Origin of the sequence: Streptomyces mirabilis, from assembly GCF_018310535.1 — a bacterium.
Classification (GTDB): Bacteria; Actinomycetota; Actinomycetes; order Streptomycetales; family Streptomycetaceae; genus Streptomyces.
Window position 1 is genome coordinate 3951943 of sequence record NZ_CP074102.1, and the last position, 26510, is coordinate 3978452.

A 26510-nucleotide genomic window follows, 5' to 3' on the forward strand; every position below is an offset into this window, starting at 1 on the left:
CTCAGCGGTCTGTACACATGCGACGTACGACGACCCACCACGTATCCACCCCTAGAAGGCCCGGAAAGGCCACAGAAAAAAAGTCACATGAGGCGCACCTGTCACACAGGTGGCCGCCCTCTACAGCGCACCGCGTCCGACGAACATCACGGGGCGACAGACCTCGGTGATGCAGATCACTGCGATGGCGATGTGTCATGCGTGCCACGGATGGTGCGGGCCGTCGAGGTCCGTCCGAGTGAGGCGGGCGATCGGCTGATGCCTCCTGCCGTGGCCGCAGCTGTCGCGGTCAACGGCACTTGTGGCGGTGGCACTTGGAACCGGTTGCCGGAGCGCCCGGTGTGGGGGCGGCAGTGGTGGTAGCCCTCTTGCCGGTCCTGCCGGTCTTGCCGCCCCGCTTGGCGGGGGCCGCGGACGGGGAGGGCGTGGGAGCGCCGGGCTCGTCGGTGCCGCGGCCGAGGGGGGCCGGCGCGGGGAAGGGGGTGTCGGGCAGGCCGGCCAGGGCGTCGCGCATGTACTGGGTCCAGATTTCGGTGGGGATGTCGCCGCCGAACACCTTCTGGAGGCCACCGACGCCGACCAGGGACTGCAGCTGTGGGTGGTTCGAGTCCTCTCGGAAGAGGACGACAGAGGTGGCGAGTTGCGGGGTGTAGCCGATGAACCAGGCGGAACGGTAGTCGTCGGTGGTTCCGGTCTTGCCCGCCGCGGTCCTGCCGAGAGCCTGGGCCTTGGTGCCGGTGCCCCGGGCGATGACGCCCCGGAGCACATCGGTCACGTTGCCAGCGACCGCCGCCGGCAGGGCTCGCACGGGGGCGGGGGCGGAGAAGCCGGCCAGTGCCGAGCCGTTGTGGGTGACCTTCGTCACCGAGTACGGGGTGGCCTGCATCCCGTCGGCAGCGAAAGTCGCGTACACGCCTGCCATTCGAATGGCGCTCGGTGTGGAGGTGCCGATGTAGAAGCCGGCGCTGGGGGCGGCGAGGCTGCCCGGGCGCAGGCCGAGGGATTCGGCCGTCCTCGCCACGTTTCCGTAGCCGACGTCCTCTCCCAGTTGCACGTACGGCGTGTTGACCGACTGCTCCATGGCCTTGCGCAGAGGGATGTAGCCCCAGCGCTGGGGGGTGTCGTTGTGCTGGTGGAGGAGCCCGGTGGGGTCCTTGGGGTCGGCGACGTAGTTGCCCTGCTGGTCCTTGATCTTGATGCCGTCGTCACCGTTGAACTTGCCGGCCGGGGTGATCGGCTCCGGTGACTTGCCGGGTCGCAGTACCGCTCCGTGCTGGAGCGCGGCGGCGAGGACGATGGGCTTGAAGGTCGATCCCACCGGGACGCCGGAGGTGTCGGCGTTGTCCGAGTAGTGGGCGTGCTCGAAGCCGGGGCCGCCGTAGACGGCGAGGATCCTGCCGGTCGTGGGTTCCACCGAGGCGGCTCCGACCTGGACGTCCCGGTCGACCGGCCGGTGGGCGGGGTCGAGGCGTTGCCCCCGCACCATGGCGACAGCCCTCGTCAGTTCCGCCGTCTTCTTCCTGTCGAAGGTGGTGTGGATCTGGTAGCCGCCCCTGCTCAGGCCGCTGTCGGTGATGGTCGGGTCGTGTGTCTCGGCATACGACCTGGCGAGTTGGACCAGGTAGCCGGTCTCGCCCGTGAGCCCTGAACCGCGGGTCCACTTCCTGGGTGTGGGGAAACCGGCGGCCGCGTACCGTGCCCGCTGCCCGGGTGTCAGCTTGCCGGTCTTCACCATCCGGTCGAGCACCCAGGACCAGCGTGCTTCCGCCTTTGCCCTGGCCGCGGGATCGGAGTCCGCGTACTGGAAGAGACTCGGCTCGTTGACCGCCGCGGCGAGGAAGGCTCCCCGGCTCGCGTCGAGCCTCTCCACCGGGAGGCCGTAGTACATACGCGCCGCGGCCTGGATGCCGTTGGCCTGACGACCGAAGAAGCAGGTGTTCAGATACCCCTGGAGGATCTGCTCCTTGGTCATCCCGGCGCCGATCTTGGTGGAGATCAGCAGTTCCTTGAACTTGCGTGAGACCGTCTGCGACTGGTCCAGGTAGGTGTTCTTGACGAACTGCTGGGTGATCGTCGAGCCGGACTGGACCGAGCCGCCCGCGGCCATGTGGACGACGGCGCGGAGGATTCCCTGCGGGTCGATGCCCGGGTCGGTGTAGAAGGAGGCGTTCTCCGCGGCGATGAAGTCCCACCGCACGTCGGCGGGTACCTGTGAGAGCGACACGTTCTGTCGGTTGACGCTGCCGTCGGTCGCCAAAACCGTGCCGTCCGACCAGTAGTAGACGTTGTTCTGCAGCAGTGTCGTGGGATTGGGGTCGGGGATGGTGACCGTGGCGTAGGCATAGCCGACGACCGCTGCCGTGCCGCCGAAGAAGAGCAGGAAGATCGCCAGCAGTTGGCGCACCGACGGCAGCCAGCGGCGCGGGCCCGTCCGGCCTCGGCGCGGGTAGTCGATCCAGCGTTTCTTCTGTGGCGCCCTTCTCCGGGCACGGCGTGGCATGTCCTGTCGGGGGGCCTGGTCACGATGCGCGGCCCGGTGGCCCGTGACGCGGTCACCTTCGGCACGCGTGCCGCCGACGGAGCGCTGCGGCGGTCGGCGCCGGTGTCCGCTCATGAGCTCTGATCACTGTCCTCTCAGTACAACTGCGGTGTCTTGGGCGGTCCGGGCTGCCGGAAACCGGGGTAGGGGGTGGGCTGTGGGAGGCCGTCGTACGGTGCCGGCTGCGGGAGGGGGTCGTACGGCGCCTGCCGCGGAAAACCGGGATCCTGCGGAGGGAGGACATTGCCGCGCGCCTCCGCGCCCACCGGGGCCTGCAGGCTGCCGTACCGCTCCATGCGCTGCCAGCGCAGCCGTGAGCCCGACACGGCGGTGAAGACGGACTGGATCACCACCAGGTACATCAGCTGCCGGTAGACGAACTGCTGCAGCGGCAGACTCCACAGCGGGCCAGGCCGTTCTCCGTCCAGGCGGAACGCGTACAGGCCCATCATGAGTTGCAGCAGCAGGAAGGCCAGCCACAGCCCGATGATCCGGACCGGGTCGAGAAAGAGCAGCCCGTACAGGGCGAAGATGTCCACGACGGGTGCGAGCAGTGGCAGCAGTACCTGGAAGAGCAGCAGATACACCAGGCCCCGGCGGCCCAGCTTTCCGGCCGCACCGCGCTGCACCAGCGTGCCGCGGTGCTTCCACATCGCCTGCAGGGTGCCGTAGCACCAGCGGTAGCGCTGGCGCCACAAGGCGTTCAGTGACGCGGGGGCCTCGGTCCAGGCCTTCGCGCCCTCCTCGTACACCACACGCCAGCCGGCGCGGCACAGTGCCATGGTGAGGTCGGTGTCCTCGGCGAGGGTGACGTCGCTGACGCCGCCGAGGTCGAGCAGTGCCTGGCGGCGGAACGCGCCGACCGCTCCGGGTACGGTCGGCATGCATTCGGCGAGGTCGAACAGGCGGCGGTCGAGGTTGAACCCGACCACGTACTCGATGTGCTGCCAGCGGCCCAGCATGCCGCCACGGTTGACGACCTTGGCGTTGCCCGAGACGGCCCCCACGCGGGGATCGGCGAAGGGCTGCACGATCGTGCGGACGGTGTCGGGTTCGAAGACCGTGTCACCGTCGACCATGACCACCAGGTCGAAGGTGGCGGCGGCGAGTCCCGTGTTGAGTGCGGCGGGCTTGCCCGCGTTCGGCTGACGGATCACCCGTACCGGCAGGCGGAGCGACTCCACCAGGTCGGCGGTGCCGTCGGTCGAACCGTCGTCCACCACGATGATCTCCACTGGATGGTCCGAGGCGAGCAGTGAGCGCACGGCCGCCTCGATCCCGGCGCTCTCGTTGTACGCGGGAACGATGACGCTGACCGGCTCGGTCACGGGCGGTCCCCAGGACCGGCTCCGGCGCCCGGTGCGCAGGCGCCGGTGCCGCCGGGCGGCGATCAGCACGACCACTGCGCGCAGCACACTGATCGCCCCGGCCGCGTACATCAACACGCCCAACAGCCACACGACCCAGTCGCCGCCCTGCAGCACCTTGATGAGGGCCAGCCCCTGCAGATGGTCGCCGAGCCCGACGGGCCGGACGGGTGCGGCCATGCCGACCGCGTCGGAGACCGTCGCGAACTTGAAGCCCTGTGCCTTGAGCCGTGGCACCAGTGCACCCAGTGCGGCGACGGTCTGGGACCGGTCACCGCCCGCGTCGTGCATGAGCACGATCTGTCCAGCGTGGCCGTCGGGTGTCGCATTCGCGACGATGCGGTCCACTCCGGGACGCTGCCAGTCCTCGGCGTCCCGGGTGGAGAGCACCGTGACATAGCCTGCCGCGTCGGCCTGCTCGAGGACGGACCAGTCGGCATCGTCCAGCGCATCGTTCTCCGAGGAGAACGGCGGCCTCAGCAGTGCGGTGGTGACCCCTGCGGCGCCGGCCACCGCCAGCTGCGTCTCGCGCAGCTCCAGGGACCGCTGCCATGGAGCGAGCCGGGCCAGATCGGGATGGGTGAAGGTGTGGATGCCGATCTGATGGCCCTCGGCGACGATCCGGCGGACCAGCTCCGGGTGGGCGGCGACCTGGGTTCCGACGACGAAGAAGGTCGCGTGCACGTGGTTGCGACGCAGCACGTCCAGGATCCGTGGCGTCCAGACGGGGTCGGGGCCGTCGTCGAAGGTGAGGGCGATGGTGTGGGCCTTCACCTGAGCGGTGTGCGCAGAGGTGGCGGCGTCCGCGATCACGGGGCCGCCATGAATCACCTGGCTGGGCACAGCCTCGTTCCGGCCACGGGAGCCGGTCACGTGGTCCGATGCGATCCCGAACATGTGGTGGGTGTAGCCCTGCAGCAAGAGGGCCGTCGACAGGGTCACCGCGAGCACGCTCAGCAGCAGCCAGTGGGTTCGGGGCGTGGTCCGGCGGGTGCGGTTGCGGCGGCGAGCAGGAGCGTTGCGGCGTCGGCGATCGGTCACGTCAGGGCCTTTGATCACTTCACGGGATGGTGGGACGAGCCGATGGCACGACCCTTGCGTGTAGGGGTGGAGATGGGGGCGGGAGCGGCGCTCGAAGTCGGGGACGTGATCCTGGTGGGCGCTGCGGTGGGCCCGGACGTGGCCGCAGGAGCGGTGGAGGCGGCCGACCGGTCGGTGGGACCGGGGGTCTTCTGCACCGCAGGGCCGGAGTTCCGCTGCCCTGCGGTGGGACCAGCGGTCCCCGCGGAGTGGCCCGTGCCGGGCGAGGCGTCGGGCGCGGTCGCCCGGGGCGTGGTCGGGTGCGTGGAGTCCGGCTGCGGGACGAACGGAGAACTGATGCTGGGTCCGCCCAGCATCGTGCTGATCAGCAGGGCGACGTAACCGCCGGCGGGGATCACGAGCAGCCGGGCGGCGCGGAGTACGAGGCGCCGGCGTCGCCCCGAGGAGTCGACGAAGACGGGCCGCACCGACTCGTTCGCCGGAGTCTCCGGTTCCGGTATGGGGGCGCCGGTGTCGAACTCCGGGTGCGGCACGGTGAGGACGTCACCGTGGGGAGAACCCCACGCCGTCGTGGCGGGGTCCGATCCGGCCACGTAGGGATGTGTTCCGGTGGCGTGGGGGTCCGTCCCCGTCGCATGGGTGCTGTACTCCGACTGCGTCCACTGCGCGAGTTCCACCGAGTCCCAGGACATCGTGCCCGTGTCCGTGCCGACGCTGCCGCCGTACGCGTAGCCGTAGGCATACGCGTGCCCGGCATCGCCGTACGGATCCTCGCCGTACGCCCCGCCGCTTTCGTCCATCCGCTGCACGAGTCGTGCCCCCTGTCCTGGCCGACCGACGCGGTCGTCCTCATGGAAAGAGCGCACTCGGCCGGAAGTGTTACACCTCGGCCTCGCCGTACGCACCTGCTCGACCGCAAGGAACGAACCGGACGAAAGGTGAGCAATCATGACGATGGCTTGCCCAAAGCCCGCGTGCGGGAGAATGGCCGGCGTGGAGCAAGCGTGCCGTTCGCCCTCGGCGAGGCGGACACGCGGCGCCTGTGTCGGCCGCAGATTCCTGACCCGCGCCCTGTGCGCGCCTCAGGTCGGCAGCCACTTCACCACCGCGTCCCCGCACTCGGCCGTCTGTGCGTAGAACGCCCTCAACTCCTGGTGCGCCACCGCGAACGCATGCCACGTCTCGGGCTCCGCGGTCACGCCGCCGTAGCGCGGCAGCAGTTCGGCGCGGGCGAAATCCCACAGCGTGTCGAAGTCGGCCATCGCCAGGAACCTGGCCACCCGGCGGGCCTGGGCCGCCGTCAGCACCAGGAACGGCGACTTGTGCCGGTCGGCGCGGAACACCGGCCGACCACCGAGCACCACCTGGGTCTGGGGCCGGTCTTCGGCACGATGCGGGGGAGCTCCGGCGTAGATGCGTTCCTGGTCCAGATAACGCTTGTCCAGCTCCTCTTCACGGTGCCGACCGACCCGGCGTCGGACGGTCTCCGAGTCGTCCTCGAAGAGTCGTTCGAGCCAGGTCGTACTGTTGCGCAGTGCGGGAGGCGGCACCGCTCGCAGACGGAGGTACGTACTCATGCCAGTGGGAGCGCACGGGGACGCCGAAGCATTACGCGGCCCGACGGACCCCGTTCGGGCGAAGACACCTCGACCGGCGTGCGCGCGGGGGTGGGGCGGTACCGCGCCGGTTGCCGGGAATCCCCCCGGAACCGCGTAACGGATCGACCGCCGACCTCGCTCTCTTCGTATGTGACGACAGATCGGGAGACGAGACCCCATGCGGCGGCCAGGCCCGTGCGGTGGGCGGCGGACACGGTGGCGACGATGCGGGAGGGGGCACGGCTGCGCCTCGACTACTCGGCATCCAGCCTGTGGCGCGTCGACCGGATGATCGACGACCTGCGGCGGGAGGACACACCCTACGCCGCCGTGGAGAGCGTGCTGCGCGGCTTCGGGGCGTATGCGGGTGAGGTGATCGTCAGCCAAACGGGCGCCGAGTGGTGGGAGGCGGACCGCCACCACTGGATCCGCACGGCCGAGGGACGGCTGTGGGATCCCATCGACGAGGCCCGCCGCTGCTTCGCCGGACACGGCTCACTGCGGCTGCTGTGCCGCGACGCGACGGCGGGCACACCCGATCCCCGGGATCGGCGGCCGCGGTGAGGTCCGTGATCCGCGCCGGACCGCGCCCTCGGCGGCTGAGTGGCGGGCGACGGCGACGACGTGAAGGGGCGCCCAGGCGTTGTGACACTTCTGTGAGGACAGACGCTGGTCACCATGGGGCCGTCGATGCGACCAGAGCACGGCGGACGGCACGCACTCGCCATGAACCCGGTACGAACGAGGACAGTCTTGGGCCAGGTACGGCAACCCCGGCGTGTACAGGTGTACGACGGGGAATTGGGCGCGGCGGTCGCGCGGGCCCAGGACGGCGATGAGACGGCTTTCGCGTTCGCGTACCGGATCGTGCAGCCGGGCCTGCTCGGCTATCTGCGCGGCCTGGTCGGCGACGACGCGGAGGACGTGGCCTCCGACGCCTGGCTGGAGATCGCCCGTGACCTCGGCCGTTTCAAGGGGGACGGGGCCGGGTTCCGCGGCTGGACCTCGACCATCGCCCGGCACCGGGCGCTGGACCATCTGCGCCGCCAGCGCGTACGGCCCCGGGCAGGAGGGACCGAACAGGACGTACTGGACCTGCCCAGCCGGCACAGCACCCATGAAGAGGCCCTGGAGTCCCTGTCCACCGAGCGGGCGCTGGAACTGGTCCGCGGGCTGCCGCGGGACCAGGCCGAGGCCGTGCTCCTGCGGGTCGTCGTCGGCCTGGACGGTCCCGCCGCCGCACGCGTCCTCGGCAAGCGCCCGGGAGCGGTGCGCACTGCCGCCCACCGGGGCCTGAAACGCCTCGCCCACCAGCTGGGCGTCGCCGGTGAATCGGACAAGGGTGTGACGAATGAGGCGTCCCCAACGCTGGGGGAGTCGAAATGAACGACGCCGGCGACAGTGACCGACTGACAGGCATCGGGCTCGGAACGCCGGACGAATCGAACCGGTCGAACAGGAACGGAAGCGGACATGGGTGAACGGCTGGGCGGCGACGGAGTTCCTGGCCGTCGACGTGTGCGCCCTGGCGGCGCCGCGTCCGACCCGTGGGAGGCGCGTGACGCCGCCACGCTGGAAACGGAGCTGGGCGCCGTCCTGCTCGGAGGCCAGCTCGACCCGGAGGCCGAGCGGCGGGCCGTGACCGCCTTCCGGGCCGCCCATGACGCAGGCGCGCACCGGGCGCGCACCCGGCGCCGGGACGACTGGCGGCTGCCCGCGGAGCGGCGTGCCGGGCGTCCTGTGAAAATGACGCTCGGCGTGGTGTTCGCCAGCCTCACGCTGGGTGGAGTCGCGGTCGCGGCCATCGGTTCAGTCGGCTCGTCCACGGACGGTGACGGTGCCGGGCGGGGGACCGCGCACCCGTCGGCGGTCGCCCCGGACCAGCCGGGCGGTGAGGCCTCGTCGATGTCCTCCGGCGTCCCCGGACCGACGGACGGCCCGGCCACCGCCCAGGACACCGAAGCCCACTGCCGCGCCTACGAGCAGGTCAAGGATCGCGGCAAAGCACTCGACGCGCGGGCCTGGCAGCGGCTCGTCACGGCCGCCGGCGGGAAGGACAAGGTCGCCGCGTACTGCTCCGAGCAGCTGGCGCGGGCGACGGCCGCGCCGAGCAGGACCGCCGGCAACGGCAAGGCGGGGAGCGCCGGCGCCTCCAGCAACGGCACCTCCGGCGGCACGGGCAACGCGGCCGGAAACGGCCAGGCAAACGGCAAGAAGGGTGGCGGAAAGCACAAGTAGCCCCCGCCGTGCCCAATCCGTGCCCGTAGGGGCGGACAACCACGGTTACCAGCGGTGCGATCAGGTCTGCGCAACGGCGTCGGCACAGCGTATACACGCTGGTCTGCCGCCTAGCAGCCGGCAAGCGCCGTCGCCTCCCAAGCTGAGAGTGCGAGTTCGATTCTCGTCACCCGCTCCATGATGAAGCCCCAGGTCGGTGACCTGGGGTTTGTTTGTTGTCCAGTTCAATTTCGATCGCGACACAGCCGCCGTCCGGCCGCACCGGGCCTCCCGCCTTCACCGGGGGCCCGGTGAGTCCGGGACCCAAGAGGGGAGTACGCCCAGGTCAGAGACTCGGTGGCTGTTGGTCATGCTTACGCGGTCCATCGGACTCGGACGGGAGAAGAACCCTCGGCCGTGCGTTCCTTGACGGATGTGGCGAACGGGGCGGACTCGGCGCCGGACCAGTCCGACGGGGCGGCGGAAAAAGAGGTGCGGCCGACCAGGGAGTCCCTCGCGGGCCGGGCCATCGCCTCCGGTCTTCGGCTGTCCGAGGAATTGTGCTCATCAGTTCGGGTGACTATCTGCGGCGCCTTCGCCCCTCGTACGCATGCCGCGCATGAACTGAGCCCTGGAACACGGTGAGGGCAGGCAGCCGGTCATCGGGACCGGCTGCCTGCCCTCACACGGCGCCCGGCTGGCGCCGGAAGAGAAGGGACACCGGATGCGCGTACTGCGCGCCTTCGCGGGGAGCGCCCTCGCATCGCTCCTCCTGCTGATCGGCATCTCACCGGCAACGGCCCAAGCCGGTCATCCCCGTGCGGGGAACGCCGCATACTGCCCGACCACGCACCACAACCGCGGGTCCAACACCGCACCGCAAACGGCATACCAGCGCTACTACCTCGACGATTGGCGGCTGGGACCGAGATACCTCCCCCAGAGGGGCGCCCTCGGCAGCATGCTGCGGGGCTATCACCGTACGGACCACACCTCCGCGTACTGGTTCCTCGGGTGCTACTGGCAGACGGATCCCCAGACGGGGAAGTCGGGCTGGTGGTATCCCGACCACAACGGCTTCATGCTGAGGAACGGCAAGCCGGTCGAGCATTCCGTGACGCTCCGCCAGGGCCAGTTGGTCGACCTCTTCGGCAGCGGTTTCGGCAACTTCCTCGCCCCCGCGGGCACGCCGTACGCCAAGCGCGCGATTCCGCCGAGCAATCTCGACACCTACGTCAAGGACTATCCGTACAGCTACCACCTCTACCGGGTCCTCAAGCCGTTCACCGTCGAGGCCGGCCCGATCAGGCCCTGGTTCGGCCAGCCCGGCCTGGGTCTCCAGTACCTGACGAAACCGTCGGTCACGGACCTCGTCACGACGAAGTACCTGGACGCGTTGCCGGTAGCCTGACCTCACAACGCCCGGGGTGGCCTCGGATTCACACGTCAGGGGCCACCTTGAACCGGGCGACGGGACGAACCTGATGGACAGCGCGGAACTCGTCGAAAGGCTTCGCGAGGCGGACGTGCCCGAGGCGTTCTACGAGATCGCCGGTGTGCACGACGTGCCCGTCCAACCTGACGCCTACTACTTCCTGCGCCGTGCGGCGGATGCCTGGACCGTCGGCTTGCGTCAACGCTCCCAGGACAGTGTCGTGCGGCGCTTCGGCACCGAAGCCGAAGCCTGCGAGTACCTCTACGACACGCTCACGCGGGTGCCCCCTCCCCCTTCAGGGCCCGCGGAGCCCCTGGACAAGCTCCTCGCGAACGCCGAGGAGATCCAGCGACAGGCATGGGAAGACTTCGACGGTCGCCGTGGGGCGGCTGACGACGGTTGACCACAGGGCATCCATCGCGCACTGGGCTTCCCAGGCCGAGAGCGCGAGTTCGGTTCTCGTCACCCGCTCCTCCTCTTCTTGCAGCCCCAGGCCAGTCGCCTGGGGCTTTTGCATGGCCGGGCCACTTTCGGATAGCCAGGTCTCGTTATGAGAGTTCACTTGCATAAAGAGAGCCGACCTCCTAGATTCATGAGAGTCAGCTCTCACCACGCGATGGCAAGGACCTCACCATGACCACCCCCACCTCCACCCCCGTCTCCCGCACCGTCGACCTGTCCGGCGGACTGTCCGTCACCATCCAGGAGTACGGCGAGAACACCGAGGGCACCGGCGTGCTGATGCTGCACGGCGGTGCCGGCCCGCGCACGGTGGCCGGGATCTCCTCCGCACTGTCCGAGCACGTGTACGTCGTCACGCCGACCCACCCCGGCTTCGACGGCACTCCCCGCCCGGAGCGGTTCGACACCGTCGCCGACCTGGCCGTCGCGTACCTGGATCTGCTCGACACCCTGGACCTGAAGGGCGTCATGGTGGTCGGCAACTCCATCGGCGGCTGGATCGCCGCCGAGATGGCCCTGCGCGACAACCACGGCCGGATCGGCGCGCTGACCCTGCTGAACGCGGTGGGCATCCACGCCCACATGAAGGAGAACCGGGTCGTCGACCCGCGCACCCTGGCCCCGGCCGACGTGAGCCAACTGTCCTTCGCCAACGCGCAGTTCCGCCCCGACTTCGCCTCGTTCAGCGATGCGCAGCGGGCCGCGGCCGCCGCCAACCAGAAGACCCTCGCCGTGTACGGGGGCGAGGGGTTCACGTACGACCCGAAGCTGCGCGGCCGACTGCACCGGGTGACCGTGCCGGTGCTGGTCGTCTGGGGCGAGGAGGACGGCATAGCGCCCCTGAAGTACGGGCGCGGCTACGCCGACTCGTTCCCCGACGGCCACTTCGCCCCGATCCCCGATGCCGGGCACTTCCCGCAGATCGAGCAGATGGGACGCACTCTCGGAGCAATCGGGGACTTCGTCAGCACGATCGTCAAGCCCGACGCGTCGGCCTGACCGCGTCGTACCCCTGCCCGTTCCGTTCCGCCCCGCTCGCCGTGATGCAACGTACGCACGGTCACCCCGGCGAGCGAGGAGACCTGACCCGCGGAGCAGCCCACGCATCTGCCCTTTCGTCCGACCTCAGCCTCAAGCCTGACGTAAGGGGAGGGTCAACCGGCTCGCGTCCGAGGGGTGCGCGTGGTGCCGGATCCCGTTTGCCGGGGGAGGAGCGCCGCCGCGGCCAGGCCGCCGAGGCCGAAGACCGCCAGGGTGATCATCGCGGCGGCGTAGGCGCCCTTGGTGAGGCCGGCGACGAGGATGGTGCCGGCGATGGCCGTGCCGAAGGACGAGCCGAGATTCGACACGCTTCGGGACAGGCCCGAGATCTCTCCCTGCTGTTCTTCGGGGAAACTCGACTGTACGACGTTGACGGACGGGGTCAGCATGACGCCCAGTCCGAGTCCGATGAGGAGGAGACCGGGGACGAAGGCCCAGGCGGTGGAGAAACTCCCGGCCAGGGCGACCAGCGCGACCACGCCGACGACGGAGACGGCGAAACCGGTCATGACGAGGGTGCGTTGAGAGTGCCGGCCGGCCAGGCGCTCGGCGGACAGGGACGTGACCAGCAGGCCCAGTGTGGCCGCCGTGAAAATGACTCCGGTCTGGATGGCGTCGTAGCCGCGTACCACTTGCAGATAGGCCGCCACCGTGAACGACGTCCCCATGAGCAGCAGCCACTGGATGTTCTGGGTGACGAGTCCGAGGTTGGAGGTGCGGTTGTGGAAGAGGCGGAGGGACAGCAGCGGTTCCCGGCCGGATGCTTCCCTGGCGCGCACCGAGTGGAAGAACCACCAGAGCACGAGTGCGCCCAGGACCAGCAGGGCGACCATGAGCCAGATGTTGTTGTCCGCGGCCAGGATGCCCATGACGACGAGGACGAGGCCGACGGCTGAGAGCACCGCCCCGACGATGTCGAAGGAACGGGTGGGATCCGGGGGCAGCGGGTCCTCGATGCGACGGCTGAGCACGACGATCACCGCGATCACCAGGGCCTGGAACACGAAGGCCGCGCGCCAGCTGATCGCGGTGGTGATGAGTCCGCCGATCAGTGGCCCCGCGGCGGCCCCGACACCGCCCAGCGCCATGACTACGCCGAACGCGCGGGCGCGCGAGGTGACGTCCGGGTAGAGGAGGGTCGTGAGGATGTAGACGGGCGGGATGAGCAGCGCGGTGCCGATGCCTTCGAGGATCGAGTTGCCGAGAATCAGAACGCCGAGTGCCGGGGCGGCCGCGCTCAGCAGGGCACCGATCGCGTAGACGACGAGGCCGGTCAGGAAACAGCGCTTGCGGCCGTAGCGGTCGGTCAGCTTGCCGCCGGGGATCATCAGCGCCGCCATCACCAACAGGAAGATCGTGATCGCCACCTGGACGCCTTGGACGGTGGTGTCCAGGTCCTCGCTGATGTCGTTGATCATCACGTTCATGTTGGAGCCGGCGAAGCTGCAGATGAACTGGGCGAGGGCGAGGGCGGCAAGCACATGTCTGTGTCCTGTCGGCTGTGCGGGCCCGGTCGTCTCAACCACCTGTACCGCCCCCGCCCGCGTCCTCGTCGGGCGCCGTGAGGCCATGGGTCGCCGGATGCCCGTGGTCGCCGTATCGCGGTCCGGTCTCCGCCTTCTCCAGCTCTTCGTCGAGCGCCATGGCCGCGGTGACCAGGGCGAGGTGGGTGAATGCCTGGGGGAAGTTCCCGAGTTGCTCGCCCGAGGGGCCGATCTCCTCGGCGAAGAGGCCGACGTGGTTGGCGTAGGTGAGCATCTTGTCGAAGGCGTGGCGGGCCTGGAGGAGCCTGCCGCTGCGGGCGAGCGCCTCCACATAGAAGAAGCTGCACAGGTTGAAGGTGCCCTCCGAGCCGCGCAGGCCGTCGGGGGATGCCTTCGGGTCGTACCGGTAGACGAGGCTGTCACTCACGAGTTCCTCGTCCATGGCGTCCAGGGTGCTGATCCAGTCCGGATCGTGGGGCGAGACGAAGCCGACCTTCGGCATGAGCAGGAGTGAGGCGTCCAGGACATCGGTGTCGTAGTGCTGCACGAATGCCCCCCGCTTGTCGTGCCAGCCGCGTTCGACGATCTGGCGGAAGACCGTGTCCCGCGCACCTGTCCAGCGAGCGACGTCGGCCGGGCGGGAGAAGTCGGTGGCCGCGCGGACGCCGCGGTCGAACGCCACCCATGTCATCAGCCGGCTGTAGGTGAAGTTCTGACGGCCGCCACGGGTCTCCCAAATGCCTTCGTCCGGCTGGTCCCAGTTGTCGGCGAGCCAGTCCAGGACGTCGCTCAGCGCCTTCCATCCGCGGATCGCACCGATGTCACCGCCCACGATCAGTGCGTCCAAGGCCTCACCGTAGATGTCGAGTTGCAACTGGTCGGCCGCCGCGTTGCCCGCCCGCACCGGACGGGACCCCTGGTAGCCCTCCAGGTGGTCGAGGGCCTCTTCGGTCAGGTGGGGGTCTCCGTCGACGCGGTACATGATCTGCAGGGGGTCCGCCGAGGTGCCGCCTCCGGACTCGATGCGCTCGCGCAGCCAGCGGCGGAAGGCGTGCGCCTCCTCCTGGAAGCCCAGGTCCATCAACGCCCTGACGGACAGCGCCGCGTCACGGATCCACGTGTAGCGGTAGTCCCAGTTGCGCTCACCGCCGATCTGCTCGGGCAGTCCCATGGTGGCAGCGGCGATGGGTGCCCCGGTGGGGGCGTACGTGAGCAGCTTGAGCGTGATCGCCGAGCGGTTCACGATGTCCTGCCAGCGGCCTCGGTAGGCGCAGGAACGCAGCCACGACAGCCAGAAGGCGCGGCACGTCTCGAATGCGTCGGCGACTGCTTCCAGGGAGGGGCGCTGCGGGGCGGGATCGCCGCTTGCCGTGCTGGTCAGCACCACCGCGGCCGTCTGGCCGGCGGACAGGGTGAAGCGGGCGGTGATGTCGTCGCCGTCCGCGCGGAGCGCGACGCCGGTGGTGGACTGCAGATGAAGGTCCCTCCCCGGGCCGTGGAACAGCGCAGAGTGATCGTCGTTCTGCGAGAGCGTGTGCGAGGCACGGCCGTAGTCGAAACGCGGGCGACAGGTGAGGGCGAAGGGCAGGCTGCCCCGGACGACCCGTGCGACCCTCACCAGACAGTGCGCGTCCGTCGGCTCCGAGGAGTCGACGGGCACCATGAAGTCGGCCACTTCACCGACTCCGCCGGGTGCCATGAACCGGGTGACCAGGATCGCTGTGTCGGAAAGGTACAGCTGGCGGACCGTCATGCCGTCGCCGTCCGGGTCCGGGGACTGCGCGGCGAGACGGCAATGCCCTCCGCGTTCGCTGTCCAGGAGTGAGGCGAAGAGGCTGGGCGAGTCGAAGCGGGGTGTGCACCACCAGTCGATGGTTCCGCCGGACGACACCAGGGCGACGGTCTGGAGATCGCCGACCATGCCGTGTTCCGCGATGGGCGGGTACCGGTTCACAAGACCTCCCTGCTCGGTCCGACGCACTCCCGCAACTCGGGCAGGCACACGTCAGCGACCCGTCCACGCCAAGCGTTCGGCAGTGCTGTGGCCTTCGCCTCACCCGCGGCGGGTGAACCCGGAACCGGGCGCACGAGGTGTACTCGGCCTCAGGGGGCGATCTTGTCCGGGCGAGCAGACAATGAGCGCGAGGGAATCCGGAACTTGGTGCCCGCCAGGGAATCCGGAACATGGTGGCGCGGCTGAGGGCCGCCTGCCCCTCGGTCGAACGCCGGTCCCGGAAAAGGACTGATAGGTGATGTCGGACGAGAGAGCCGAACGCATCGCGGATTTCATCGGGCCACTACGGGTGGAACCGGGGTCGAAGGTGCGCCTGGACCGGGACTTCGATCCTCGCTACAAGGGCGGTATCAAGAAGCGGGACGGGATCGAGCTGCTGCGGACCGGGGTGTCGTTGCTCGCCGAGTACCAGGAGCGGTTGGCCGCCCAGGACACGTACGGCGTGCTGCTCTGTCTCCAGGCACTCGACGCCGGAGGCAAGGACGGGACGATCCGCCACGTGATGAGCGGAGTCAATCCCCAGGGCGTACGGGTCAGCAGCTTCAAGGTGCCCTCCACCGAGGAACTCGACCACGACTACCTGTGGCGTTACGCCCGGCGGCTGCCCACGCGCGGTGAGATCGCCATCTTCAATCGCTCGCACTACGAGGAGGTTCTCGTCGTACGAGTCCACCCCGAGACCCTTCTCCGGCAGAAGCTGCCGGAGAACGCACGTGGGCCGGGCCTGTGGGACCGGCGCTACCGGGAGATCAACCACTGGGAGCGCTATCTCACGGACAACGGGTTCAAAGTGGTGAAGATCTTCCTGAATCTGTCCAAGGAGGAGCAGCGCACCCGCTTCCTGAAGCGGATCGACCTGCCGGAGAAGAACTGGAAGTTCTCCGCGGCCGACGTCCGGGAGCGGCGCCGGTGGGACGACTACCAGGACGCGTTCTCCGAGATGCTCTCGGCCACGAGCACGAAGTGGGCGCCGTGGTACGTCGTGCCGGCGGACCGGAAGTGGTTCGCGCGGATCTGCGCGGCGGCGGTCCTCGCGCACGCCCTGATGGACATCGATCCTCAGTACCCCGACGTGGGGGAAGCGGCGCGGAAGGATCTGCTCGCCACCAAACGGGAGCTTGAGCAGGAAGCCCCCGCCGGAGCCCCGGCCGATCCGTACGCCTCCCGTCATCCGTCGGCCTCGCGAACCTCTGGCCGGAGAGACAGGCCGACGAAGAAGAAGCGCGGCTAGGGCCTGTCCGGAGCGGCGGGCGACCGGCCCGGACGCATCCGTGGCCACGGATCGGAGGCAGAACGATGACGGTGCGGTCGGATTCCGTGGGAGAACAGCCTCGGGCTTCGAAGGACGGCTGGTGCACGCGCGCTCCCGAGGAGGTCGTAGCCGCGTTCGGCGTCGATCCGGCGGTCGGCCTCTCCGCGGCGCGGGCCGCTCAGCTCCTGACCGCGCACGGCCCGAACTCGCTGCCCGAGGAGAAGCGAACTCCGGCCTGGCGCCGGTTCATCAAGCAGTACCGCAGTTACATGCAGATCGTCCTCGTGGCCGCGGCGATCGTCTCGCTGCTCATCAAGGAGTGGACCACCGGGATCCTGCTGATCGTCCTGACCCTGCTGAACGCGGTCGTGGGCCTGCGTCAGGAGGGCAAGGCCGAGAGCGCGATGAACGCGCTGCAGTCGATGATGAAGGCGACGGCGCGGGTGCGCAGGGACGGGACGGAGGCCGAGATCCCCGCCGAACAGCTGGTCGTCGGCGACATCGTGCTCATCGCCGCCGGGGACCAGGTGGCGGCGGACGGACGCATCATCGAGGCCAGTGCCCTGCAGATCGACGAGTCGGCGCTCACCGGCGAGAGCGTTCCCGCCTCGAAGGACGCCCGCACGCTGCCGGGCGCCCGGCCGGCACCCGGCGACCAGACGAACATGGCGTTCATGAACACCCCGGTCACTCACGGCAGCGGCGTATTCGTCGTGACCGCGACCGGCGTCGGAACCGAAGTCGGCAAGATCTCCGGGATGCTGTCGGCCACCGAGACGGAGGTACCGCCGCTCACCAAGGAACTCGACACCCTGACGCTGTGGATCACGGGAGCGGCGGGCCTGACCATGATCGTGATGTTCGCCCTCGGGCGGCAACGCGACCAGGCCTGGGACGTCCTGTTCGTCAGCGCGGTCTCGCTGGCCATCGCCGCCATCCCCGAGGCCCTGCCGACCGTGACCCAGGCGATCCTGTCCGTCGGCAGCCTCAACCTGGCGAAGTGGAACGCGATCGTCAAGGAGCTGCCGTCGGTCGAGACCCTGGCGTTCACGTCGGCGATCAACTCGGACAAGACCGGCACCCTGACGATGAACCAGATGACCGCCGTCGAGGTCGTGAGTCCCACCGACCGGTACACCGTCTCGGGCACGGGCTACGGACTCGACGGGAAGATCCACCATGCGGCAGGTTCCTCCACGGGCATCGAGGACGCGATCCTGCCGTACGTGGTGGCCAGCGACGCGAAGCTGGTGGACGGCAAGGTGGTGGGCGATCCCACCGAGGGCGCGCTGCTGGTGCTCGCGCACAAGGCCGGGCTGGACATCGACGCCACCCGGGAGAGCCTTCCCCGGCTCGCCACACTGCCGTTCGACCCGGGCTACAAGCTGATGGCCACCTTCAACTCAGCGGTCGACGCCGCCGGGCGGCAGGTCGTCCGATGCTTCGTCAAAGGCGCGGTCCCGGCGGTGGTGGCGCGGGCCGCCACCGCGCTCGCGGCGGGCGAGACCATCCCGTGGGACGCCGAACTGGTCGCGCGTGCCGAGGCACAGACCGAGCGGATGGGCGGCGAGGGGCGCCGGGTGATGGCCGCGGCCACCCGTGACCTGGACCCGGCCGACTTCGATCCGGACGGGGACCTGCTCGCGTACGTCACCGAGCTGCGGATGACCAGTCTCGTCGGCATGGTCGATCCGCCCCGCGAGGACGCCAAGACCGCCGTGGCCGGCGCCCAGGCCGGGCACATCCGGGTCCGTATGGTGACCGGTGACGACGTCACCACCGGTGCGGCGATCGCCCGGCAGCTCGGCATCCCCGGCGAGGCGGTCCTCGGCGCCGATTTCGCCGCCATGAGCGAGGACGAGCAACTCGCCCGTATCGACGGCATCGGTGTGGTGGGGCGCGTCGCGCCGGAGCACAAGGTGCTGCTCGCCGACACGCTCAAGAAGAAGGGCGAGGTCGTGGCGATGACCGGTGACGGCGTGAACGACGCGCCCGCCATCAAGGCCGCCGACATCGGTATCGCCATGGGCAGCGGGACGGACGTGGCGAAGAACGCCGGACGCATGATCCTCTCCGACGACAAGTTCGCCACCATCGTCTACGCCGTGGAGCAGGGCCGGAGAATCTACGACAACCTCACCAAGTACATCCGGTTCGTTCTTCTCCTGCTGGTCACCTTCGTGCTGACCTTTCTCGGGGCCACCGTCTTCAACATCGCCGCCGGTGAGCCCTTCACCCCGCCCCAGGTGCTGTGGATCCACTTCGTGGTCAACGCCTCCTTCGGCTTCGCGCTGGGCTTCGACCGGGAGAGTCCCGGGCTCATGCGACGCAGGCCGCGTCCGCGAGGGGAGTCGGTGCTCACCCGGCCCGTACTGGTCACGGTCGGAACCGGCGGGCTGGCGATCACCGTCGTCCTGCTCGGACTGATCAAGCTCGGTCAGGCCCACTTCGACAGCGTCGAGACCGGTCGGTCGATCGCGTTCACCGCCTTCGCCCTCTGTCTGATCGTGGCCGCGTTCGAGTGCCGCAGCGAGACGGATTCGGTGCTGACGACGTCCACCTTCGACAGCAGGCAGATGAACTGGGTGGCACTGGCCCAGTTCGTGCTCGCGGTGCTCGTGACCCAGATGGACGGCTTCCGCCGCATCCTCGGGACGACCCAGATCAACGCGCGGCAGTTCGGCTGGGCGCTGCTGGCCGCCGTCGCGCTCCTGCTCCTGTGGGAACTGGGCAAGCTCCTGGCCCGCCGGTCGAGAGGCACCTGAAGCGTCGACACGGAGTTGGGGTGCTCCGAGTCGGATGGAGCCGCGTGGCCGCAACACAGGTGTGCAAACTGCCTGTTCGGGGGCCTGATGGCATGATCAGGACATGATTGGTGAACCTGCTCGGCCCGGAGCCAAGAAGTACGTCCTGTTTGACGTCGATGGCACGTTGATCGATGCCGTGGACAACCAGCGCCGGGTTTGGGGGGTGTGGGCGCAGCGATACGGACTCGACCCCGTCGAGGTCTACCAAGTGGCGTTGCGGACAAGACCGTTGGAGACCTTCGCGCAGGTCGTTCCGGACCGTGACCCGCAGGAGTGCCTGGCCGCACTGCATGAACTCGAGGACGAGGACGTCCGGTCCGGCACGTATGCGGCCTTCGACGGTGCGTCCGAGCTGCTGGAGGCTCTGCCGGCGGAGGCTTGGGCACTGGTGACGTCGAATTACGAGCACCGGGTGCGCGGCCGTTTCGCCCGGACCGGCTTGCCGGTCCCGGGCCTCATCGTCGATGCCGCCTCCGTCGAGGAGGGCAAACCCTCGCCCGTCCCTTATCTACTGGCCGCCGAGCGGCTCGGTGCCGAGCCGCAGGACTGTCTGGTCATCGAGGACGCACCCTCCGGTGTGCAGTCCGGGCTGCGTGCCGGGATGACGGTGTGGGGGGTCAACGCACCCGTTGCGGTGGACGGCGTGCACCGCCACTTCAGGAGCCTGCGCGAAGCGATCAACGACATCCTCGCCGTCACTTCCGGAACCCGTCCTCACGAGCCGAGGGGATCAGCGGCAGCGGGATGATCTCGCTGTAGCCGGCGTGATCACGGCGTCGGAGTCGTCTTGGCCAGCCCTGTTCACCGGGTTGAGCCTGGGGGGCCTGGGAGTGGGCCTGGGGGTGGCCCGGCTGTACGAAGGCCGCATCGAGGCGCGCAGAGCGCTCGTGCGCTTCGAGCCGTTGATCCTCTTGCGCGGATGAGCGTCGGCCCGCTATCCCAGTTCCGGGGGTGCGCTTTGATGGGAACGGGTGGGTGGCGGGAGAACCGACTCCTGCTGATCGTGGCTGGGACGCCTGGAGGAGGCGGAGGCGGAACACCGCGCTGTCCTGGACATCCGCACTCGCGTACTGGGTCCCGAACACCCGGACACCCTGACGAGCCGCAACGACCTCGCCGACGTATCGGCCCAGTTGAGACACCCCGGAGACACGTCATGACCTGTTCGAACCCGCGGGCATGGCTCGCCGGATGCGCCGTGGCGGCGTCAGTGGTCCTGCTCGCCTCGTGCACATCCGGCAGCGGTGACGGCAAGGCTTCCAAAGATCTCTCGTCGTCTGCTGCGAGTGGATCGCAGGCGGTAACAGAGCCGTCCCAGAAGAAGCTCACCGAGCAGGCTCAGGCGGCCCTGACCGCCGTCCAGAGCGGGAAGACGGTCGAGGCCGGAGCGGAGCGGGTGACCGACGGCATCCACACCGAGCCGAGCCTGAGCGAGGGCAGGACATACAGGCTCATCCTGGTGTGCGTCGGCAACGGCAATGCGCGGTTGACCTTCACACCGGCGAGCACCGGCACAGAGACCGAGGTGCCGTGCGACCAGTCAGTGGTCCAGCGGCGGATCACCGTGCACAAGCCGGTACGCATTGATGTCGACGGCACCAAGGGGTCGACCGGCGTGATCGCCTGGCGGATCGCCATCATCTGATCCCGGCCGTGCCAGAGCCGGGCGGTCTTCTCACCCCGGCGCTGGGCGAAGACGAGTTCCTCTCCGAACTCGTTCACGAAGTAGCCGACGTAGTCCTTGTCGGTGACCTCGCCACCACACAGGCGGGCCAGGAGCGGTTCGATCGCGGACCGGCGGAGGCATCAGAGGCCGACTCCAGCAGCCAAAACCCTGCACGTTTCAAGGGCGACGCCACTTCTGGCGATCCGGCCTTTCCCGGCGGGAAGACGGCCACTGGTCGAGTGTCTCGTCCGGCGCGAGCCGGGACAGCGCCTCCGTCAGGCGCTCGCAGGCCCCTTCGATCTCCCGGAGGGTGCGGTTCTGCTCGGTGATGGCCGCCGAGAGCAGAAGGGCCGTCAGTGACACGGTGCCGTTGAAGGCCTGCAGGATGACCATCTTGGCGAGGAGATCGCGACCGGAGAACGGACCCGCCCCGGCGGCACCCGCGTCGATCGCGATCACGGAAGCGATCAGCGCACAGGGCGCGGCGCCCACCAGCTGGAAGCGGAAGGCAGCCCAGATCAGGAAGGGGACGACGAGAAAGAGAAGGTCGACCGAGCTGTGAGTGGCCACCACGCTGACCGCGACCGTGCCGCCCAGCAGGGCCATCGCCTCGACCCAGCGCAGGACAGGTATGCCGTGTGGCCATCGGACGGTGCGCACGGCCAGCAGCAGCGGCGCGATGACCAGGACCCCCATCGCGTCGCCCGTCCACCACACCGACCAGGTCGGCCAGAAATCATGGGCCGCCAGCGCGCCGGAGGCCACCAGGACTCCGCTACCGAGCGTCGCGCTGATCAGCATCCCGCCCAAGGCCCCGAGGAAGACCAGAGCCAGAGCGTCCTGCAGCCGGTCGAGTGCGGCATGGAATCCCACACGCCGCAGGAGGAGGTAGGCGCAGACCGGGGCGAGCGTGTTGCCCACCGCGATGGCGAGCACGGGGAGGATCGACGGCCCGAGCATCACGTTCACCACGAACGCCCCGAGAGCGATTCCTGGCCACATGCGAAGGCCCCAGAGCAGCAGGACGACGACAGCGACGCCGGTGGGCGGCCACAGCGGCGTGACCTGCCCTCTCACGAGTTGCTGCTGCAACCCGATCTTGGCACTGACGTAGTAGGCGGCTGCGACGGCGGCCAGCTGCAGGCCCTTGACGGTGTACCGCCGGAGCCGCTCGTCGCGCGCCGCATCGCTCATGCTCGCCCACCCCGGTGGTCACAGCGGGCGAGGCGTACCCCGCCGGGGTCGCAGATGCCTCGCATGCCGCTCATGTTTCGCCCTGCCGCTGTTCCTGGAGGCCTCCGTAACGAAGGACAAGGACCGCGGCGTCGTCACTGTGGCCGGTGAGATCCGCCACCTTGATCACCTGTGCGGCCAGCTCTTCGGGGTCGGTGCGACAGGCTCCGACGAGCAGGTCGGCCACCTGCTCGAGCCCTTCCTCGATCGGATAGCTGGGACCTTCCACCACACCGTCGGTGAGCAGCACGAACGCGCCCACGCCAGTGAGCGGTCGGCGGGTCGACCGGTAGCTCTCGCCGGCTTGGATGCCCAGCGGCAGACCGCCGTCGTTCAGGACGATGTCGCAGCAGCCGTCGGCCGTGGCCCAGACGGCGGGGACGTGCCCGGCGCGGGCCTCGACGAGCTCGCTCGTGGCCGGGTCGAAGCGCAGGAACGAACAGGTCACGAAGAGCCCGCAGTCCATGGCGACGAGCAGATCGTTGGTGCGCCGGAGCACCTCCGCCGGGTCCGTGGTGGCGGTGGCGACGGCGCGCAGGCAGGTGCGCACCTGCCCCATGAGAGCCGCGGCCTCGACATCGTGGCCCTGTACGTCTCCGATCACGAATCCCACCGAGCCGTCCGGCATGAGGAAGCCGTCGTACCAGTCGCCGCCGATGTCCAGCCCGGCCCGCGCCGGTGCGTACCGTCCCGCCACCTGCAGGTATGGCAGGACCGGCAGCTCGGCGGCGAGGACCTGGCGCTGCAGCGCGGCAGCGAGTTCCACGCGGGCCTGCTGGACCTTGATCAGGTCCAGTATCCGGCCGGTGAGATCACCAAGCGTGTTCAGCAGCTCTGCGGTCCCACTGGACGAATCGGTGCGGCGGCGAGGCATGGCATCACATTTCGGGTTTTTTCGCATTTACGCCGTAGGTCACGAGTTCACGGTACCCCTGTTACAGGCGGCTCATCCTGCTGGCGCACACGGCGCCGTCACTGCTACGACCAGCGAAAACAGAACCCGAGGGCCTCCGTGCCGCGGGACCGGCGCCTGCGCCGCGAGTGGCGCCGCCTCCGGTGATGCATCACCGGAGGCGACCGGCCACACGGCCCTTCGCCGGTCGCACGGGGTCAGTTCGTGGCCGGGACCACGGTGCCGAAGGAGGCGGCGGCGATCTGCTGTACGTAGCGCATCTCGGTGCCGTTGAGGTTGGTCGGGTTGACCGAGTAGACGACCTTGCGGGAGAGGTCGCGGGTGGCGAACACGCCGCTGGTCCAGCCGGGGCGGGAGCCGGTCTTGCCCCAGACCACGACGCCGTTGGAGGCCTTCACCCGCATGATGCCCATGGTCATGCAGGCACGGCCTGCGTCGGCCTCGGTGCGGCACTGGCTGCTGTGGAAGCTGGGGACGTCGGGGACGGTGAAGAGCTCGGCCTGCTGGGCCGGCGGGAGGAAACGGCCGCGGAAGAGAGCGGTCATGAAACGGTCGAGGTCGGCGGGGGTGGAGATCATGCCGCCCTCGGCCCAGGGCCAGGGGCTCTGTTCGGTGACGTCCACCGGGTGCGTGGTGCCGTCCGAGGACGTGACCGTCAGATAGCCGTGGGAGTGCGGGCCGGGCAGGCGCGGGTCGTCGGCGTCGGGGACGTAGGTGTCGTGCAGTCCGAGCGGCCGGGTGATCCGGGATCGCACCTCGTGGGCGAAGGTGTGCCCGGTGATCTTCTCGACCAGCAGGCCGGCGACGTAGTAGTTCATCCCGTTGTACTGCTGCGCGGTGCCCGGCGCGAACTCCATCGGCCGGCCTGCCATCAGGTCGACCACCTGCTGCGGGGTGAAGCTCTTGAGGCGGTTGGCGGCGAACCATTCGGGGCTGCCGTCGCCGAAGTCCGGGCTCGCGGCGCCGCGCGGCAGGCCGCTGGTGTGGTTGAGCAGCCGACCGACCTCGACGGGCGGCAGGTCGGCGGGCAGGACGCCCGGAAGGTACTGCTGGACGGGCTTGTCCAGGTCGATCCGGTGCTCGGCGGCGAGCTGGAGGACGATGGTGGCGGTGAAGACCTTGGAGATGCTGCCGATCCGGATGTGCGCGTCGGTCGGGACGCCCTGACCGGTCTCCAGGTCGCCCACGCCCGAGGTGCCCGACCAGTGGCCCGCGCTGCCGGTGATCCGCAGCAGCGCGCCGGTGACGTCCGCGTTCGGCAGGCCACCGATGGCCGCCCGGAGCTCGGCCGGGTCGAGCCCTGGCAGCGGCGCGGCGGCGGTGGCGGTGGCGGGCTCCGGTGCCGGGGTGACGGCCGAAGCGGGAGCGGCCATCCCCGCGGCCAGGGCGACCAGCACGGCGCCGGACGCGGCCACGGTGGTCCAACGGGTACGAGCGGCAGAGGAGTTCACAGTGAGGCTCTCCGGAGTGGTAGCGGTCGGACCGGCGGTCGAACGGCCCGCCCACGAGTCTCTTGCGCCCGCCGGCCCAGCTCATCAGGGAACATCCCTGAGCAAACCCTGACCGCACCCCGACAACTGACTGCGGGTCAGGTCAGCGCGAAGTGGCCCAGGTGGTTGGTGGCGAAGTGCAGTTCCCGGCCCTCGGGGGTACGGGGCGGCAAAGGCCCCATCGCCCCGGCGTTGTCGACGAGAATGTGCAGCGAGCTCTCCATCCGGCGACGAACGCCGCGGCCGACGCCCAGGACCACCGCGCGGGACGCGGCGGGCAACGAGTCCGCTCCCTCGGCCGCGGGCACCACCGGCACCCCCGACACCACCCCGCCGGCCGCCGTCACGGGCCTGACGGGGGGCGGCGGCAGCTGGGGCAGCCTCCTCACCCGGAACGCCTCCGCCTCCCCCGACGTCGCGCCCCGCACGACGACGGCAATGCGGTGTCCTTCGCCCTCCCGGACGGGAGCAGCGAGAGGTACGTCTACGGGTACCGCCTCTACCGCAGCGCGGGCCCCCGCACCGGCTGGACGGGCGTGGCGTTCACGCAGGCGTACGCCAGGGGCATCGTCGACACCCTGAACTTCACCGTCTCCTGAGTCGACGCAGCGGCACCGGACAAGGAGGCCGTGACGGTTCTCAGTGGGAGAGGAGTTGCTGGCCGCCGTCGATGTCGTACGTGGCGCCGGTGAGCGCGTCGTTGCACATGATGTGCACGGCGAGAGCGGCGACATCGGCCGGGCCGACCACCCGTCGGATGGGAAGCCTGGTGCGCAGTTCCTCGCGCCGGGCATCGACCTGATCCCCCAGCAGTGAGGCCGACAGGGGTGTGTCGACGAACCCGGCGGCGATGAGATTCACCCGGACCGGCGCCATTTCGAGCGCCAGGTTGGCAACGAGGGCGGGCAGAGCCGCGGTGGCGGCCGACGCGATGGCCAGGCCGACACCGGGGCGTCGGCCGCCGGTGCCGCCGATGAACAACAGGGTGCCGCCGGCGCGGATCTTGTCACGGCTGTAGAGGGCGACCCCGAGTGTCATGCCGAGGCGCTCGTCGAACGCGCGGCGGGCGTCGGCGAGGTCCATGCTCTCCAACGGCATGTAGTAGGGGCCGCCGGCTGTGACCAGTACATGGTCGACCGGTCCCGGCAGGTCCTGGAAGAACTGCCGGAGGCGGTCGGTGTCGGTGGCGTCGAACGCGGCCGTGGCGACGGGGTCCAGCTCCAGCGCGGCCTGCCGCAGCCGTTCGGGGTTGCGGCCGACCAGGACCACCCGGCCGCCGTCCGCACGTACCTGGCGGGCGGTCTCGAGTCCGATTCCCGCGCTGGCGCCGATGACCACGACCGTCCGGTCGGCGAGGCCGTGGCCGTGGTCGGGTTCGCTGCCCGTCATCTCTGCCTCCGGGTATCAGCCTGGTTCTCCTGTCATGGGCACGTGGCGTCAGCGGCCGGGGGCCCGCTTCCTCACCTCCTGGAGCACCCAGCCGTTGCCGTCCGGGTCGCTGAAGGTGGCGTAGGAGCCGTAGTCGGCGCGGTCGGGGTGCGGGCCGGGTACCCGTTCCGTCTCCCCGCCCTGGAAGGTGACCCCCTGGGCGCCGTGGCCGTGCTGGAAGATCCCTCCGGCGTCGTGGAACACCTCGCTCATCTCGACGCCTCGGCCGCTGAGCTCCGCGTGGGTCTTCTCGATGTCCAAAACGACGAGGTACAGGCCCCGGACCGAGCCGGGCTCGGCGGAGGTGACCCCTTTGCCGAAGATGATGGCGCATTCGGAGCCGGGCGGCGTGAACTGCACCACCCGGTAGTCGTCATTGGCGGCGTGGTCGGCGTCCATCCGGAATCCCGCCGCCTCGTAGAAACTTTTGGCCCGATCGACGTCGGAGACCGGCAAGACGATGACTTCGAGTTTCAGGTCCATGCGGAGGTCTTTCTTCTCGACGTCGACGCACCGCCCACTC

24 protein-coding genes are annotated in these 26510 nt (G+C 69.5%); 12 read left to right on the forward strand and 12 right to left on the reverse strand.

The genetic code is table 11. The annotated features are described in order from the left end of the window. Positions 1–289: 289 nt before the first annotated feature. The 4 genes from SMIR_RS17375 to SMIR_RS17390 all read right to left on the reverse strand — a co-directional run bounded on the left by SMIR_RS17375 (position 290) and on the right by SMIR_RS17390 (position 6524). A complete protein-coding gene (locus tag SMIR_RS17375; protein ID WP_168493880.1) occupies positions 290–2500 on the reverse strand; it encodes a transglycosylase domain-containing protein in 2211 nt (736 codons plus the stop codon). A 134-nt stretch (positions 2501–2634) separates the two neighbouring features. Further along, on the reverse strand, positions 2635–4947 hold the full coding sequence (locus SMIR_RS17380) for a bifunctional polysaccharide deacetylase/glycosyltransferase family 2 protein (RefSeq protein WP_248003032.1): 2313 nt from the start codon (positions 4945–4947) through the stop codon (positions 2635–2637). A gap of 14 nt (positions 4948–4961) precedes the next feature. Beyond that, positions 4962–5756: a hypothetical protein gene (locus SMIR_RS17385; protein WP_168493876.1), complete on the reverse strand. Its 795-nt coding sequence runs from the start codon at positions 5754–5756 to the stop codon at positions 4962–4964. A 273-nt stretch (positions 5757–6029) separates the two neighbouring features. After that, the gene (locus tag SMIR_RS17390; RefSeq protein WP_168493874.1) at positions 6030–6524 is read right to left on the reverse strand and encodes a DUF1877 family protein; all 495 of its coding nucleotides are present in this window, start codon (positions 6522–6524) and stop codon (positions 6030–6032) included. Positions 6525–6695: 171 nt separating this feature from the next. On the opposite strand from SMIR_RS17390, the gene SMIR_RS17395 reads away from it, so the two are divergent. The 6 genes from SMIR_RS17395 to SMIR_RS17420 all read left to right on the forward strand — a co-directional run bounded on the left by SMIR_RS17395 (position 6696) and on the right by SMIR_RS17420 (position 11658). Then, positions 6696–7109 carry a hypothetical protein gene (locus tag SMIR_RS17395; protein WP_168493872.1) on the forward strand — a complete coding sequence of 138 codons (414 nt, stop codon included), beginning with the start codon at positions 6696–6698 and terminating at the stop codon, positions 7107–7109. A gap of 189 nt (positions 7110–7298) precedes the next feature. Beyond that, complete coding sequence (locus tag SMIR_RS17400; protein WP_168493870.1) at positions 7299–7931, forward strand: RNA polymerase sigma factor; 633 nt, start codon at positions 7299–7301, stop codon at positions 7929–7931. A gap of 87 nt (positions 7932–8018) precedes the next feature. Further along, positions 8019–8783, forward strand: a complete 765-nt coding sequence (locus tag SMIR_RS17405) for a hypothetical protein (RefSeq protein ID WP_168493868.1) — start codon at positions 8019–8021, stop codon at positions 8781–8783. Between the two features lie 703 nt (positions 8784–9486). Further along, positions 9487–10173 carry a TNT domain-containing protein gene (locus SMIR_RS17410; protein WP_168493866.1) on the forward strand — a complete coding sequence of 229 codons (687 nt, stop codon included), beginning with the start codon at positions 9487–9489 and terminating at the stop codon, positions 10171–10173. Positions 10174–10246: 73 nt separating this feature from the next. Then, positions 10247–10600: a hypothetical protein gene (locus tag SMIR_RS17415; protein ID WP_101399406.1), complete on the forward strand. Its 354-nt coding sequence runs from the start codon at positions 10247–10249 to the stop codon at positions 10598–10600. A 230-nt stretch (positions 10601–10830) separates the two neighbouring features. After that, positions 10831–11658 carry an alpha/beta fold hydrolase gene (locus SMIR_RS17420; protein ID WP_168493864.1) on the forward strand — a complete coding sequence of 276 codons (828 nt, stop codon included), beginning with the start codon at positions 10831–10833 and terminating at the stop codon, positions 11656–11658. A gap of 155 nt (positions 11659–11813) precedes the next feature. On the opposite strand, the gene SMIR_RS17425 is transcribed toward SMIR_RS17420, so the two are convergent. Beyond that, complete coding sequence (locus SMIR_RS17425; RefSeq protein ID WP_282190317.1) at positions 11814–13181, reverse strand: MFS transporter; 1368 nt, start codon at positions 13179–13181, stop codon at positions 11814–11816. Positions 13182–13218: 37 nt separating this feature from the next. Then, positions 13219–15138 carry a glycoside hydrolase family 15 protein gene (locus SMIR_RS17430; protein WP_168493861.1) on the reverse strand — a complete coding sequence of 640 codons (1920 nt, stop codon included), beginning with the start codon at positions 15136–15138 and terminating at the stop codon, positions 13219–13221. Between the two features lie 298 nt (positions 15139–15436). Here SMIR_RS17430 and SMIR_RS17435 point away from each other — a divergent pair, with 298 nt between their 5' ends. The 5 genes from SMIR_RS17435 (at position 15437) to SMIR_RS43520 (ending at position 20902) form a co-directional block, all read left to right on the forward strand. Beyond that, positions 15437–16429, forward strand: a complete 993-nt coding sequence (locus SMIR_RS17435) for a polyphosphate kinase 2 family protein (RefSeq protein WP_168493860.1) — start codon at positions 15437–15439, stop codon at positions 16427–16429. Positions 16430–16494: 65 nt separating this feature from the next. Further along, positions 16495–19215, forward strand: coding sequence for a cation-translocating P-type ATPase (locus SMIR_RS17440; RefSeq protein ID WP_168493859.1), 2721 nt, complete (start codon positions 16495–16497; stop codon positions 19213–19215). A gap of 103 nt (positions 19216–19318) precedes the next feature. After that, positions 19319–20005, forward strand: coding sequence for an HAD family hydrolase (locus tag SMIR_RS17445; protein WP_168493858.1), 687 nt, complete (start codon positions 19319–19321; stop codon positions 20003–20005). Between the two features lie 268 nt (positions 20006–20273). Further along, entirely contained in the window at positions 20274–20417 is a 144-nt protein-coding gene (locus tag SMIR_RS17450; protein ID WP_248003680.1) for a tetratricopeptide repeat protein, read from the forward strand. Continuing rightward, positions 20414–20902: a DUF6023 family protein gene (locus SMIR_RS43520; protein ID WP_248003031.1), complete on the forward strand. Its 489-nt coding sequence runs from the start codon at positions 20414–20416 to the stop codon at positions 20900–20902. The genes SMIR_RS17450 and SMIR_RS43520 overlap by 4 nt, the downstream gene beginning before the upstream one ends. Positions 20903–21100: 198 nt before the next feature. On the opposite strand, the gene SMIR_RS17460 is transcribed toward SMIR_RS43520, so the two are convergent. From SMIR_RS17460 to SMIR_RS44930, 4 genes are all read right to left on the reverse strand, one after another. Beyond that, on the reverse strand, positions 21101–22117 hold the full coding sequence (locus tag SMIR_RS17460; RefSeq protein WP_168493857.1) for an MASE1 domain-containing protein: 1017 nt from the start codon (positions 22115–22117) through the stop codon (positions 21101–21103). Positions 22118–22187: 70 nt separating this feature from the next. After that, positions 22188–23030, reverse strand: coding sequence for a PP2C family protein-serine/threonine phosphatase (locus SMIR_RS17465; RefSeq protein ID WP_168493856.1), 843 nt, complete (start codon positions 23028–23030; stop codon positions 22188–22190). A 236-nt stretch (positions 23031–23266) separates the two neighbouring features. After that, positions 23267–24520, reverse strand: coding sequence for a serine hydrolase domain-containing protein (locus SMIR_RS17470; protein WP_248003030.1), 1254 nt, complete (start codon positions 24518–24520; stop codon positions 23267–23269). A gap of 137 nt (positions 24521–24657) precedes the next feature. Further along, positions 24658–24948, reverse strand: coding sequence for a hypothetical protein (locus SMIR_RS44930; RefSeq protein WP_422664441.1), 291 nt, complete (start codon positions 24946–24948; stop codon positions 24658–24660). Between the two features lie 54 nt (positions 24949–25002). On the opposite strand from SMIR_RS44930, the gene SMIR_RS17480 reads away from it, so the two are divergent. Continuing rightward, positions 25003–25158 (forward strand): hypothetical protein, encoded by a 156-nt coding sequence (locus SMIR_RS17480; RefSeq protein ID WP_168493854.1) that lies wholly within the window; start codon positions 25003–25005, stop codon positions 25156–25158. 40 nt (positions 25159–25198) lie between these two features. Here SMIR_RS17480 and SMIR_RS17485 read toward each other — a convergent pair whose 3' ends face one another. Then, the gene (locus SMIR_RS17485; protein WP_168493852.1) at positions 25199–25948 is read right to left on the reverse strand and encodes an SDR family oxidoreductase; all 750 of its coding nucleotides are present in this window, start codon (positions 25946–25948) and stop codon (positions 25199–25201) included. Between the two features lie 48 nt (positions 25949–25996). Next, positions 25997–26470, reverse strand: coding sequence for a VOC family protein (locus SMIR_RS17490; RefSeq protein ID WP_168493850.1), 474 nt, complete (start codon positions 26468–26470; stop codon positions 25997–25999). Positions 26471–26510 lie beyond the last annotated feature (40 nt).